The following is a 12,034-nucleotide window of genomic DNA, read 5'->3' as shown; positions in this document are numbered from 1 at the left end:
GGCGCCACGGTAGTCCACCCAGGCAGCTGTGCACACTCCGCACAGGTCAGGCCGCCACTCCCCCGGCCACAACTTCCCGGCACACCGCCACCGGGTCGCGGACGTCGGATGCCGTCGCCGCAGCAGCGCCGGCCGCGTCGGCGAAGCTGCGCTGGGAAAGAACCTGCAGTACTGCGTCCCTGATGGATCCGGCATCAGCCGGTCGTACGATCACCGCACTACCGGCGCGAGCGGCACGATTGGCCAACTCCCACTGATCGCCGCCGCCGGGAACAACCACCGTCGGCACGCCGGCCGACAGAGCCTTCGCCAGCATTCCGTGCCCACCTCCGCACACCAGAACCGAAGCGTCGCGCAGCATCACGTCCTGGCGGCCGAGCCCGGCACGAACCCAATCCGGATACAGCGCGTCCGAACCGTCGAGAACCGACGCGATCAGCCGCAGCCCTGACCCTTCCAGGCCGTCGACGGTCTGCTCGAGCATTCCCACCGCACCGGTATGCGCGGTCGACGGCGCCACCATGACCAACGGTTCCGAACCTGGCGGCGGTTCCAGAATCTCGCGAGTCGGTTCCCACAACAGCGGCCCGACGACGTGCGCGTGGGCAGGCCAATCCGGCCGCGGAACTTCCAGCGCTGGAATCGTCGCGATCAATCGTGCATGTGGACCTGGATCTACTGCGGGAAGTCCGACTCCGACGCGCGCCTCGGATCGCTGAGCCAGTCCTTGTTTGATCGAACGACCCGTTGCCGCTCGCATCACCGTGTCGCGCAGGCGTCCGCGCAGCCCGACGCCGGGAGCCAACCCGCTCCCGATGGGCGGCAGGCCTCGGGACGGCGAGTACAGCGGATGAGGCGAGAGCTCCACCCACGGAATTCCCAGTCGCTCGGCAGCCAATCCACCTCCGGCAGTGAGGATGTCCGAGACCACCAGATCCGGGGCTACCGCTTTCAGATCGGGCAGCAGTTCGGTCGAGATGTACGCCGCCCGCGAGTGTATCCGCGCACCGGCGTCAAGGTCGTCGTCGCCGGGCCTCGGCGCCAAGCCTTTGAGAGGTTCGGTGTTCACTCCCGCAGCACGGGCCTTCTCCACCCATCTCGACCCGGTAAACAGGATCGGCTCGTCGCCCGCGGCGATCAGCGCCAGCGACAACGCTATTGCGGGAAAAGCATGACCCGGGTCCGGCCCGGCAACAACGGCTACTCGCACCGCATCAGCGTGTCACACGCCACAACGACCGGTCATACCGCCCGGAATGCCTGCTCCGCCTCCGGCAAGGCACGTTCACGATCGGAAGCCACCAGACCGATACGCGTCCGACGATCCAGGAGATCGTCCACGTCGAGTGCCCCCTCGTGAGACACCGCGAAGGCGAGTTCGGCGGCGCAGATATCCAGCCCGGCTACCTGACGAAGTCCGTCATCGCCCAACCCGACCACCGCTTCTGCTTCGGTGCCGTACCGCGCCACCAGCCCGGCGGGCGCTCTAACCTGGTCCAACACAGCGCGCGACGCGGCACCGACCAACGGCAGGTTGCGCGTTCGGCACGGACCCGCGTTCAATCCGCCCGCTTCGACCGCGCAGTCGACGGCGTCTTCCGCCATCTTGCGATACGTCGTGAGCTTGCCACCGACAACCGTGATCACATCGGTTGCCGACCGGACCACCGCGTGATTACGCGACAGGTCAGCAGTCGATCCCCCGCCGGTATCGAGCAACGGTCGCAAACCCGCAAAAGTGCCGAGCACATCGGCCCGGGTCAACGGAACTTCCAAAGCCGTATTGACCGTAGCGAGAAGGAAATCCACTTCCGCGTCCGACGCTTGCGGTACGTCGGGTACGGGGCCGGGCGCCGCTTCGTCGGTCAAACCGAGATAGATCCGGCCGAGTTGCGCCGGCAACGCGAAGACAAACCGATTGGTCTCACCCGGAATCGGAACCGTCAGTGCGGCAGTGGGATTACCCAGCGATTTCGCGTCGAGCACCAGATGCGTGCCGCGACTCGGACGCAGGGTGATACTGGGATCCACCTGATCTGCCCACACGCCCGTCGCGTTGACCACTGTCCGAGCCCGCAGCAGAAACTCGGTTCCGGTCAACTCGTCTCGCAACGTCGCGGACGTACCGGACACCTCGTAGGCACCCACCCTGGTCAGAATCCGAGCACCGAAAGATGCCGCTGTGCGGGCGATGTTCACAACCAGTCGAGCGTCGTCGATCAACTGACCGTCGTAGGCCGTCAGCGCACCGCGAAGGTCCGCCTGCCGTACCGCCGGCACCAACTCCCGTGCCCGAGACGCGCTCACCGCGCGCGAGCGAGGCAACACCGACGACGGTGTCCGAGCCGTTGCCCGCAATACGTCACCGGCTAGAAACCCGGTACGCACCAGAGACTTTCCGAAGAACGACGTCTGCGGGAGCAACGGTACGAGTTGCGGCATCGCCCGTACGAGATGCGGCGCCGTTCGAGTCATCAGGATTCCGCGTTCGACTGCACTCTCACGGGCAATACCGATATTTCCCGACGCAAGATACCGAAGTCCGCCGTGAGCGAGCTTGGAACTCCACCGACTGGTACCGAAGGCCAGGTCGTGCTTGTCCACCAACACAACGCTCAGGCCACGCGTCGCGGCGTCCAAAGCCACACCGACACCGGTGATTCCGCCGCCGATAACCAGAAGATCCACAGAACTTCCGCGTGAGAGTTCGTCCCATTCGCGGGTCCGACGGGCGGCGTTGAGCGCCGACGGATCGGCATTCGGTGCAGTGAGATCGCTGTCGGCCATCGTTCTAACCGTCCGTTCCTGCAGTCGGCGTCAGGTACGCCGACACCGCAATTCTCAACTGCTGCACCGCTGCATCGGCAGAAAGTCGATCCTGCAGTGTCGGTGCCGAGAACACCACCGACTGTGCCATCAGCAACAGCATGGACGCTATCTCGTCAGCATTTCCGTGACGGATCGATCCGTCCTGCTGCCCGGCTGTCACCACAGCAGTCATGAGTTCGAGTATCGACTTCTGGCTGGCACCAATGCGATCCACGATGTAGGTGGTCAGCAATTCCTGATCCGTCGACCGGATCTTCACGAACAGCGGATGATCGCGGATCTCGGCGACAACGTCGACCACTGCGGAGAGAAGAAGATCCCGAGCCGAACCCGTCGTCTGTATGTCGGGGAGGACCTCCCGAATTTCGCGAGTGAGGAGGTCTGCGACAACTGCTCTGGTATCCGTCCAGCGCCGGTAGACCGTCGGCCGGCTGACGCCGGCGCGCCGAGCGATCTCGGCCAACGTGGTGCGCTGCATACCGAAATCGAGCACGCACGATCGCGCGGCATCAAGAATGAGATTGTCGATCGCGAGGTTTGGAGTGCGCTGACCGTCGCCCTTTCGCGGCAGGACTTGATCATCTGCGTTACGGATTGCCATCGTGTGTAACACGCTACCCGACGCGCCGTCCGGCAGTGCGACCAGTACACGGCGTGTTCCGACTATCAGAAATAGTACAACTCGAACCCGACGGCACGGTCGGCCTCGAAGCCGGGTTTCGGCCCCGACACCATGTCGATCTGAGCCTGCGCCTGCACGCGTACCGGAATCTCACTCAGCGCCGCCAGATACCGTGAATGCTCTGCCAAGGAATCCACCGCTCGCGCCACCGTTGTACTCACGTCGACGCCGTGAGTCGGTGTCATCGAATTCGCTGCAACCCACCGAACTCCGGTCCACGGTTCGAGTCCGACGTCCGACAGTTCCGGAAAGATCCACTCGTTGGCCGCGTCCGCGGTCGCGTCAAGGACACTGATTCCCAGCGCTCGATGATCGGCACTGTTGAGATAGCCAGGGCCCCAGGTGTTCGAGAAGTTCATCGTCACCACCAGTTCCGGCCGGTGCCGCCTGATCGCGGCTGCCAAGACGGAACGCAATTCGAGTCCGGCAATCAGTCGACCATCAGGAAGACCCAGGAACTCGACTTCACTCACTCCCACAACAGCGGCGCTGCGACGCTCTTCTGCCTCGCGGATGGGTCCGGACTCCGCCGGCGGCAGTCCTGCAATCCCGGCTTCCCCGCTCGTCGCGAGTACGTATCTGACGTCCTTGCCTTGATCCGTCCAGCGGGCTACCGCTGCAGCTGCGCCGTACTCGATGTCATCCGGATGGGCGACGACCACAATCGCGCGCTGCCAGTCCTCGGGGAATGGTTCCATACCGCACGATTGTGCCTGTCACATCCTCGAAACGGGTGTGTTTTCATCGTTGCCCGACATCGCCTTCACGAGGAAGTAGATGCCGACGCCCAGCGCGCCGACCACCAGAATCCAGAACAGACCCTTGATCAACGCGCCGACCACTGCAAGCGCGATCCACACGAGGACCACAGCCAACACGATTTTCCAGAACATGACGTACCTTCCTTGCCGTGAGCTTTCGGACTGGCTTAGAGAAAGTCCGTGACACCAGCCTGACACGTTCGGCCGGACAAAGCAGCAGCTCACCGGCAAGATCAGGTAAAGATCAGGGTTCACCCTGATCAACCATGACGAGACTGGGCATGCATCCAAAACACCCGTGATTCGCGCTGACGTAGACTCGCGAAGTTCCATCCAGTACGCCCTAAGGAGCACGTTCGCCGTGTCTACCACCCGAATTCCGGCCCGCGACCTCGCGCACGTTGCAGTGTTCGCGGCCCTCATCATCGCGTTGGGTCTACCGGGGGCGATCAACATCGGAATCTCCGGTGTGCCGATCACCCTTCAATCACTCGGTGTGATGATGGCCGGTGCGCTCCTCGGGCCTCGCAAGGCCGTACTGGCGGTGCTGACCGTGATCGCGCTCGGCCTGGTCGGGCTACCGGTGCTCGCCGGCGGGCGGACTGCATTATTTGCGCTGTCGAGTCCCACTGCCGGGTTCTTGATCGGCTGGATACCTGCGGCGTTTGTCATCGGATGGCTGACGACGAAGATGCTCCCGAAGTACCGAATCATTCCTGGAATCGGCATCAACCTTCTCGGCGGTGTTGTTGTTCTCTACCTCTTCGGAATCGCCGGGATGATGATCCGTGGACACATGACCTTCCTCGCCGCGTGGACCGCCAACGCCGCCTTCATCCCCCTCGATGCTGCGAAAGCCGTTGTCACCGCAGTGGTCGCCGCTCAGGTCCATCGTGCGTATCCGGCACTGCTTCGTGACAGCGTCGCCGCACGCGCAAAAACAGCAGTGGCGAACTGATTCCTCGATGAGCGAGATCATCTTCGAAGGCGTCGGGCACAGTTTCGGCGAACGCACCGTGCTCGATCGTGTCGACCTGACACTGACCGAGCAGCGCATCGGGATTGTCGGTGCAAACGGAAGCGGCAAGTCGACGCTTGCCCGCATGATCAACGGATTGGTGATTCCGGCAACAGGTTCCGTCCGTATCGACGGTTTGGATACCGCCAAGAAGGGACGCGACGTACGCAAGCACGTCGGCTTTGTGTTCACCGATCCCAATCATCAGATTGTCATGCCGACCGTCGCCGAGGACATCGAGTTTTCGCTGCGGCGAAGCGGACTCGGCAAGGCTGAACGGGCCCAGAAAGTCTCGTCGGTCCTCGAGCGCTTCGGATTGGCGTCACACAGCGACCATCCCACCCACCAACTGTCCGGCGGTCAGAAACAACTTCTTGCCCTGGCCGCCATCATGGTGACCGAGCCGAAGGTACTGGTGGCGGACGAACCGACAACGCTGCTCGATCTGCGCAACTCGCAGCTCATCAGCTCTGTCTTCGCGTCCCTCACACAGCAGTTGATCGTGGTGACCCACCAACTGGATCTGCTCTCCTCGTTCGATCGAGTTCTGGTGATCGATCGAGGGCTTGTCGTGGCCGACGGCCCGCCCGCGGAGTCCGTCGACTTCTACCGTTCCCTCGTCTCGTGACCACACTCGGCCACTACCGCGCCGGCACGTCCATCCTCCATCGGGCGCGGCCTGGCTACAAACTTCTCGCGCTGATCGTCGCAATCGTCGCGGTATCGGTATTCGTGCGCAGCCCTTGGCAATTGGTGCCACCCACCGTTGTTGTTGTTGCGCTCTACGTGGCCGCGCGTATTCCGTTCCGCATCGCGATCGCCCATCTGCGCCCAGCATTGTGGATGCTGCTGTTCATCGGCGGATTCCAGATACTCGTCGCCGGGTGGGAGCGCGCGGCCGTCGTCTGTGGCGTTCTGATCCTGTCGATCGCGCTGGCCGCGCTCATGGGTCTGACAACCCGCATTTCGGAAATGCTCGACGCCATCACGGCTTTCCTCACCCCGCTGCGCCGATTCGGGGTCAATCCCGAAAGAATCGCGCTCTTGCTGGCGATGACCATCCGGTGCATCCCGTTGATGTTCGAGGTCATCACACAGGTGTCCGAAGCACGCAAGGCCCGCGGTCTCGGCTTCTCACTGCGATCCTTTGCCGTTCCCGTCATCATCGGAACCCTCATGACCGCCGACGCGATGGGTGAGGCACTGGCTGCGCGCGGAGCTGACGACTGAACGCGGACCAGCTCAGCGATACTTCTGGGTGATCTCGTCGACCTCGCCGATCGCGTCGGCCAGGCTGGACAGACGCTCTGCGGCCGCGTGCAGAGCCGACAGTTCACGGTTGAATCCCACCAGGGCAGACGGGGTGTGCGGCGCCGTCAAGGTTGCGGCTGAATTGACGAGATCCTCGTACTGACCGAGTCCCGCCTGCAGTTCGCGAACGGCACCTGCGATAGTCGGTTCGAGTGTCTCGGCAACCTTGGGGGTCGATGTCACGGCCCGTTCCATCGACGCGATATCGGACGACACCGCAAACATCGCGCGCAATGCGGAATCTGCAGTCACGGTGATCTCGTCGAGTTCGCCGGGATCGATGGTGTCTGCGCGTCGCAGCACACCAAGAATTTCGAACAGCGACGTTTCTGCTCCGACCAGTCGTGACATCGGTATGAACGCGCGCGAGGACGACGGTGGCAGTCGCCGCCGGATCGGAGCGGGCGGCGGCCCGGCGTTCATCGACCGGTAGCGCCCGACTGCAACAACAGCGGGTACCGCAAACAGTGCGGCTCCCCCACCAGCGACAACAACGGACCATTCCGGCGCCGACGCCACCGCAAGCCCGGCAGTGCCGATCACGGTTCCACCGGAGATGAATCCCCAGCGCTGGGCGCGTCGCCTCGCACGTGCTCGTTTGCGCTCGAATTTTGCCCGCGGATCTTGCCACCGCCGGGCTGCCTCCGCAGCGGACGCCGTCACTTCGCGGAGCGAATCTGCAGTACGGCCCAGCGCACCGAATGCGCCGGACATGGAAACAGGAACGGCCGACCTGGGCTCTCGCTCAGGCCGGCCACCTCGTGAAGAAAACATCAGTGTGTCGAATCGTGTATCTCTGGAAAACTGCAGACCGTGGATCTACTGGCCGGTGGTTCCGGCAGCAGGCGGCTGCTTTTCGATTGATGTCGGCGCAGGTGCCGCCGCAGTCCCACCGGACGGCAGTGCCTCGCCCTTCATGGATGCGCGAATCTGCTCGAGTCGGCTGTGCCCGGCCATCTGCACGGAAGCCTGCTGGACCTCCATCATCCGACCCTGCACCGAGTTCTGGGCAAGTTCGGCCGAGCCCAGGGCATTTGCGTAGCGACGCTCGATCTTGTCGCGAACGGCGTCCAGGCTTGGCGTGTTGCCGGGTGCGGACAGCGTGCTGTCCATGGATCGCAGCGATTCGCTGACGCGTTCCTGCATCTTGGCCTGCTCGAGCTGGCTGAGCAGCTTCGTGCGCTCGGCAACCTTGGCCTGAAGCGTCATAGCGTTCTGTTCGACGGCCTTCTTCGCCTGCGCAGCAGCCTGCAACGACTGATCGTGCAGCGCCTTGAGATCCTCGACACCCTGCTCGGCGGTCACGAGCTGAGCGGCAAAAGCCTCAGCGGCATTTGTGTACTGGATCGCCTTGTCGTTGTCGCCCGCAGCGGCAGCCTGATCGGCGAGGTTGACGGCCTGACGCGCGTTGGCGTTGAGCTTTTCGACCTCGTCGAGCTGACGACTGAGCTTCATTTCGAGCTGACGCTGATTACCGATCACCGACGCGGCCTGCTGCGAGAGCGCCTGGTGCTGACGCTGCGCGTCCTCGATCGCCTGCTGGATCTGGATCTTCGGGTCGGCGTTCTCGTCGATCTTCGAATTGAAGAGCGCCATCAGGTACTTCCAGCCCTTGACGAAAGGATTAGCCATGGGTTTGATCCTGCCTCCATCTGATGCGCCGCGCGCTACGCGACCCGGTGAACGACCGTCGCACACCGAAACTCACCAATACATCAGGGCTGCGCTCCAACTGCCCTGACCCTGCACTGCCATACCGGTATATCTACCGAATCTATCGGGTTCAAGCGGCCAGTAGCTACGCAGCAGCCAAACTGCGCGCGTTGGGCGCCGGAATCACCACTCGGGTATCCCGGGCGATGGACGGCGAACCGGACACCTGTGCCGACACAGCAGCGGCTGCACCGGTCGGCGCGGCACCGGAAACCGGACGACCGAGCGCAGAGTTGGACTTCTTGGTGGCCAGAGTTTCACTGACGTCGACCAACACGTCGGACAGCGGTACGGCAAGCGCATCGCAGATCGCGGCCAGCAGTTCACTCGACGCTTCCTTGCGTCCACGTTCCACCTCGGACAGGTAGCCCAAGCTCACACGCGCACTGTTCGACACCTCACGTAGCGTGCGACTCTGCGAAACGCGCGTACGCCGGAGACTGTCACCGATTGCCTCACGCAATAGCAGCGCCATCTCGCTCCTCCTTCATCCGTCGTGCCGAACCTGTCTTTTCACAGGTCCGCACCGTCACCTGGCCACATCGGTACCGTCTCGACACCGTGGCTGTTGCACACCTTCACAACAGTCAACGTCCGAACTCGACCGATTGGTTCCCGAGCCTATCGTGCCCAGCGCTCTTCAACACGATCACATAACCGCGACACGGCTGCCGCGACTGCAGCGATTCGAATCTCCCACCGCTCTCCTGTCAACGACAGACGCTCACACAGAGTTCCGTCGGGCCCGGCAATCCCCAAGAACACCGTGCCGACAGGGTTCCCGTCTTGTTCGGTCGGCCCCGCTACACCGGTCAGTCCGACACCCCAATCGGCGACGCACCGAGTGCGGGCACCGTCGGCCAGAGCAATCGCCGTGGATGCGGACACCGGGCCGTCGAGTGCCAACGCATCTGGATCTACGCCTGCCAGCGTCGCTTTCAGATCGGTGGCGTACACCACCAGGCCGCCGCGCAGGACTTGGCTCGATCCGGGAACCGACGCCAGCGCAGCAGTGAACAGTCCGGCCGTCAGCGACTCGGCAGCCGCGACGCTCTCCCCCGCCACCACCAACGCGGCGATCAGTTCGCCGACACCGAGGTCGAGCAGCGGATCGCGCACAGGTCAGTGTCCGTCTCGTTCGGCGAACCGGACGCCGGCGCGCAATCTGATGGCTTGAACAACATATTCGAGGCCGGTGACGACGGTCAGCACAACCGCCGCGGCCATCAGGAGCCAGCTGACCACGTCCCAGCTGCTCGGCAAAGGGCACAGGTAGAAACCGATCGCTACGGCCTGGACGAGGGTCTTGAGCTTGCCGCCCTTGCCGGCAGGAATCACGGCATGGCGGAGCACGGCAAAACGCAGCAGCGTGATTCCGAGTTCGCGGGCGATGATCACGCCGGTCACCCACCACGACAGGTCACCGAGTACCGACAACCCGATAAGCGCAGCGCCGATCAGTGCCTTGTCCGCGATGGGATCCATCAACTTGCCGAAGTCGGTGACCAGACCGTATTTCCTGGCCAACTGGCCGTCGATCCGGTCGGTCACCGCGGCGACGATGAAGATCGCCATCGCGCCCAGACGCCACGACGTCGACTGACCGTCGTCGACAAAAAGCACGACGAGAAAGACCGGAACAAGAATGATCCGAATCATTGTCAAGATGTTCGCGATATTGAAAAGTGGGACGGGTTTGTCGGCCGGTGTTTCTCCAGTGGGCCCTACAGCAGCCCGATGGGCATCTGCTTGATCACGCGGGGAACTCATCGGATCACCGCGCGGAAGGCGGGCCGAACCCGGACGGTGACCGGGCGGGCGGGGTATTTCGTGGAGCGGACAGGCACGCGACTCAGAATATCGGTAGACCCATTGACTAATGTGCACCACATGACTTCCACCGCGCGCAGCGACACCGAAAGCCACTTGATCGTGCGGCGGGCACGAACATCCGACGTCCCGGAAATCAAACGCCTCATCGACATCTATGCCGGCAAGATCCTGCTGGAAAAGAACCTGGTGACGTTGTACGAGGCTGTGCAGGAGTTCTGGGTCGCCGAAAAAGACGGCCAAATTCTGGGTTGTGGGGCGATGCACGTCCTGTGGGCGGACCTCGGCGAGATTCGCACTGTGGCAGTCGATCCCACCGTCAAGGGCCAGGGAGCAGGCTTCCAGGTGGTCGACAAACTGATCGAAGTTGCACGCGAGTTGGAATTGGAGCGGTTGTTCGTGTTGACCTTCGAGACCGACTTCTTCCACCGCCACGGCTTTGTCGAAATCGAAGGAACTCCGGTCACCGCCGAGGTCTATACCGAGATGTGCCGGTCATACGACGCCGGTGTCGCCGAGTTCCTCGATCTCAGTTACGTCAAACCCAACACCCTCGGAAATACCCGTATGCTTCTGACGCTCTGATCGGTTCACTCACATCCCGAAAGCGGTCCCGATGTCGTTGTTCCTCGTCGAATACACCTATGACCCCGCAAAAAACGCCGAGCGCGACGCCCTCCGCCCCGATCACCGGGCATGGCTCGGTGATCTTCTCGAGCGCGACATCGTCGTGACGTCCGGCCCGTTCGCCGACGGCCTCGGAGCACTCATCATCGTCGACACGGCAGACGCCGACACCGTGGCACTTCTCTTCACGCACGATCCGTTTGCCAAAGCCGATCTAGTCGCGAATATCCGGATCACCGAGTGGGTGCCGGTACTGGGTCAGTTGGCCTGAACCTACTCAGGCGCGGTCGCGGGTCTTCATCAGGCTCGCGACCGTGGTCACGGCCAACACACCGATGATGACGGACAGGGACAATGCCGTCGAAATCTCCGGCACGCTGACGTGTTCGCCGCCGTTGACAAACGGCAGCGTGTTCTCGTGCAATGCGTGCAGGACAAGCTTGACGCCGATGAACGCGAGGATGATCGACAGCCCGTACGAGAGGTAGACCAACCGCTCGAGCAGTCCGCCGATGAGGAAATACAGTTGGCGTAGGCCCATCAACGCAAAGGCGTTGGCGGTGAACACGATGTACGGCTCCTGGGTCAGACCGTAGATCGCCGGGATGGAATCCAGCGCGAACAACACGTCCGCAAATCCGATGGCAATGAGCGCCAACATCAACGGCGTAATGACACGCTTGCCGTCGATCCTGGTGATCAATTTGTCGCCGTCGTACTCCTCGGTGGTGGGCAGTACTCGCTTCACAATGCTGATGATTCGGCTGTCACGTTTCTCTTCGGCTTCCTTCTCGTGCCCGTGGTCGCGGACCAACGTGTAGGCGGTGTAGATCAGGAAGGCTCCGAAGAGGTAGAACACCCAGCTGTAGGCATTGATGGCCGCAGCGCCCACAGCAATGAAAGTCCCTCGCATCACCAATGCGAGCACGATTCCGATCAGCAGGACCTTCTGCTGGTACTGGGGCGGGACCGCAAACGTCGACATGATGATGACAAACACAAAAAGGTTGTCTACGGACAGCGCCTTCTCCGTGACGTAGCCGGCAAAGTACTCGCCGCCGTACGTCGTCCCCCAGATCCACATCACGATCAGGCCGAAAATTATCGCGATCGAGATGTAGACCGTCGACCAGAAGGCCGACTCACGGAAGGTCGGTGCATGAGGCGTCCGGACATGCGCGAAGAAATCGAAGACAAACAGGCCGAGTATCACCACTATCGTGATAACCCACGTCAACGGTGTCACATGCACGAGCAGCCTCC

16 protein-coding genes are annotated in these 12,034 nt (G+C 62.6%); 5 read left to right on the top strand and 11 right to left on the bottom strand.

Features of this window, described 5'->3' with window-relative positions:
- Positions 1-46: 46 nt before the first annotated feature.
- The 5 genes from RG2_RS11385 to RG2_RS31770 all read right to left on the bottom strand — a co-directional run bounded on the left by RG2_RS11385 (position 47) and on the right by RG2_RS31770 (position 4,404).
- The gene (locus tag RG2_RS11385; protein ID WP_033234833.1) at positions 47-1,210 is read right to left on the bottom strand and encodes a glycosyltransferase; all 1,164 of its coding nucleotides are present in this window, start codon (positions 1,208-1,210) and stop codon (positions 47-49) included.
- A gap of 32 nt (positions 1,211-1,242) precedes the next feature.
- Complete coding sequence (locus RG2_RS11380; protein ID WP_033234834.1) at positions 1,243-2,787, bottom strand: glycerol-3-phosphate dehydrogenase/oxidase; 1,545 nt, start codon at positions 2,785-2,787, stop codon at positions 1,243-1,245.
- Positions 2,788-2,791: 4 nt separating this feature from the next.
- Positions 2,792-3,430 carry a TetR/AcrR family transcriptional regulator gene (locus RG2_RS11375; protein WP_033234835.1) on the bottom strand — a complete coding sequence of 213 codons (639 nt, stop codon included), beginning with the start codon at positions 3,428-3,430 and terminating at the stop codon, positions 2,792-2,794.
- Positions 3,431-3,495: 65 nt separating this feature from the next.
- Entirely contained in the window at positions 3,496-4,209 is a 714-nt protein-coding gene (locus tag RG2_RS11370; protein WP_033234836.1) for a PIG-L deacetylase family protein, read from the bottom strand.
- A gap of 18 nt (positions 4,210-4,227) precedes the next feature.
- Complete coding sequence (locus RG2_RS31770) at positions 4,228-4,404, bottom strand: hypothetical protein (RefSeq protein WP_033234837.1); 177 nt, start codon at positions 4,402-4,404, stop codon at positions 4,228-4,230.
- 229 nt (positions 4,405-4,633) lie between these two features.
- Between RG2_RS31770 and RG2_RS11365 the strand changes: the two genes are divergently transcribed.
- From RG2_RS11365 to RG2_RS11355, 3 genes are read left to right on the top strand one after another with little or no spacing between them, the layout of a single operon-like run.
- Positions 4,634-5,230 (top strand): biotin transporter BioY, encoded by a 597-nt coding sequence (locus tag RG2_RS11365; protein WP_033234838.1) that lies wholly within the window; start codon positions 4,634-4,636, stop codon positions 5,228-5,230.
- A gap of 7 nt (positions 5,231-5,237) precedes the next feature.
- The gene (locus tag RG2_RS11360; protein ID WP_033234839.1) at positions 5,238-5,918 is read left to right on the top strand and encodes an energy-coupling factor ABC transporter ATP-binding protein; all 681 of its coding nucleotides are present in this window, start codon (positions 5,238-5,240) and stop codon (positions 5,916-5,918) included.
- Entirely contained in the window at positions 5,915-6,520 is a 606-nt protein-coding gene (locus RG2_RS11355; protein ID WP_033234840.1) for an energy-coupling factor transporter transmembrane component T family protein, read from the top strand. Before RG2_RS11360 ends, RG2_RS11355 begins: the two co-directional genes overlap by 4 nt.
- Before the next feature lie 12 nt (positions 6,521-6,532).
- Here RG2_RS11355 and pspM read toward each other — a convergent pair whose 3' ends face one another.
- The 5 genes from pspM to pgsA all read right to left on the bottom strand — a co-directional run bounded on the left by pspM (position 6,533) and on the right by pgsA (position 10,084).
- The gene (gene pspM / locus RG2_RS11350; RefSeq protein WP_045067380.1) at positions 6,533-7,315 is read right to left on the bottom strand and encodes a phage shock envelope stress response protein PspM; all 783 of its coding nucleotides are present in this window, start codon (positions 7,313-7,315) and stop codon (positions 6,533-6,535) included.
- A 105-nt stretch (positions 7,316-7,420) separates the two neighbouring features.
- Positions 7,421-8,233 carry a PspA/IM30 family protein gene (locus tag RG2_RS11345; RefSeq protein WP_033234841.1) on the bottom strand — a complete coding sequence of 271 codons (813 nt, stop codon included), beginning with the start codon at positions 8,231-8,233 and terminating at the stop codon, positions 7,421-7,423.
- Between the two features lie 166 nt (positions 8,234-8,399).
- Complete coding sequence (locus tag RG2_RS11340; RefSeq protein WP_033234842.1) at positions 8,400-8,789, bottom strand: helix-turn-helix domain-containing protein; 390 nt, start codon at positions 8,787-8,789, stop codon at positions 8,400-8,402.
- Positions 8,790-8,935: 146 nt separating this feature from the next.
- Positions 8,936-9,433 (bottom strand): CinA family protein, encoded by a 498-nt coding sequence (locus RG2_RS11335; RefSeq protein ID WP_033234843.1) that lies wholly within the window; start codon positions 9,431-9,433, stop codon positions 8,936-8,938.
- Between the two features lie 3 nt (positions 9,434-9,436).
- Positions 9,437-10,084, bottom strand: coding sequence for a CDP-diacylglycerol--glycerol-3-phosphate 3-phosphatidyltransferase (pgsA, locus tag RG2_RS11330; protein ID WP_033234844.1), 648 nt, complete (start codon positions 10,082-10,084; stop codon positions 9,437-9,439).
- A 120-nt stretch (positions 10,085-10,204) separates the two neighbouring features.
- On the opposite strand from pgsA, the gene RG2_RS11325 reads away from it, so the two are divergent.
- A complete protein-coding gene (locus RG2_RS11325; protein WP_033234845.1) occupies positions 10,205-10,729 on the top strand; it encodes an amino-acid N-acetyltransferase in 525 nt (174 codons plus the stop codon).
- Positions 10,730-10,760: 31 nt separating this feature from the next.
- Positions 10,761-11,042 carry a YciI family protein gene (locus RG2_RS11320; protein ID WP_033234846.1) on the top strand — a complete coding sequence of 94 codons (282 nt, stop codon included), beginning with the start codon at positions 10,761-10,763 and terminating at the stop codon, positions 11,040-11,042.
- 6 nt (positions 11,043-11,048) lie between these two features.
- Here the strand turns inward: RG2_RS11320 and RG2_RS11315 are convergent, their stop codons facing one another.
- Positions 11,049-12,023 carry a TerC family protein gene (locus RG2_RS11315; protein WP_033234847.1) on the bottom strand — a complete coding sequence of 325 codons (975 nt, stop codon included), beginning with the start codon at positions 12,021-12,023 and terminating at the stop codon, positions 11,049-11,051.
- Between the last annotated feature and the right edge of the window lie 11 nt (positions 12,024-12,034).

This window comes from Rhodococcus globerulus NBRC 14531, assembly GCF_001894805.1.
GTDB lineage: Bacteria > Actinomycetota > Actinomycetes > Mycobacteriales > Mycobacteriaceae > Rhodococcus_F > Rhodococcus_F globerula.
Note: the sequence above shows the minus strand (reverse complement) of the source record. Positions and strands in the feature narration are given on the sequence as shown.

Coding starts and splice junctions, on each gene's coding strand:
- RG2_RS11340 (WP_033234842.1), bottom strand. CDS start 8,789: ATGGCGCTGCTATTGCGTGAGGCAATCGGTGACAGTCTCCGGCGTACG.
- RG2_RS11360 (WP_033234839.1), top strand. CDS start 5,238: ATGAGCGAGATCATCTTCGAAGGCGTCGGGCACAGTTTCGGCGAACGC.
- pgsA (WP_033234844.1), bottom strand. CDS start 10,084: ATGAGTTCCCCGCGTGATCAAGCAGATGCCCATCGGGCTGCTGTAGGG.
- RG2_RS11320 (WP_033234846.1), top strand. CDS start 10,761: ATGTCGTTGTTCCTCGTCGAATACACCTATGACCCCGCAAAAAACGCC.
- RG2_RS31770 (WP_033234837.1), bottom strand. CDS start 4,404: ATGTTCTGGAAAATCGTGTTGGCTGTGGTCCTCGTGTGGATCGCGCTT.
- RG2_RS11325 (WP_033234845.1), top strand. CDS start 10,205: ATGACTTCCACCGCGCGCAGCGACACCGAAAGCCACTTGATCGTGCGG.
- pspM (WP_045067380.1), bottom strand. CDS start 7,315: ATGTCCGGCGCATTCGGTGCGCTGGGCCGTACTGCAGATTCGCTCCGC.
- RG2_RS11375 (WP_033234835.1), bottom strand. CDS start 3,430: ATGGCAATCCGTAACGCAGATGATCAAGTCCTGCCGCGAAAGGGCGAC.
- RG2_RS11380 (WP_033234834.1), bottom strand. CDS start 2,787: ATGGCCGACAGCGATCTCACTGCACCGAATGCCGATCCGTCGGCGCTC.
- RG2_RS11370 (WP_033234836.1), bottom strand. CDS start 4,209: ATGGAACCATTCCCCGAGGACTGGCAGCGCGCGATTGTGGTCGTCGCC.
- RG2_RS11345 (WP_033234841.1), bottom strand. CDS start 8,233: ATGGCTAATCCTTTCGTCAAGGGCTGGAAGTACCTGATGGCGCTCTTC.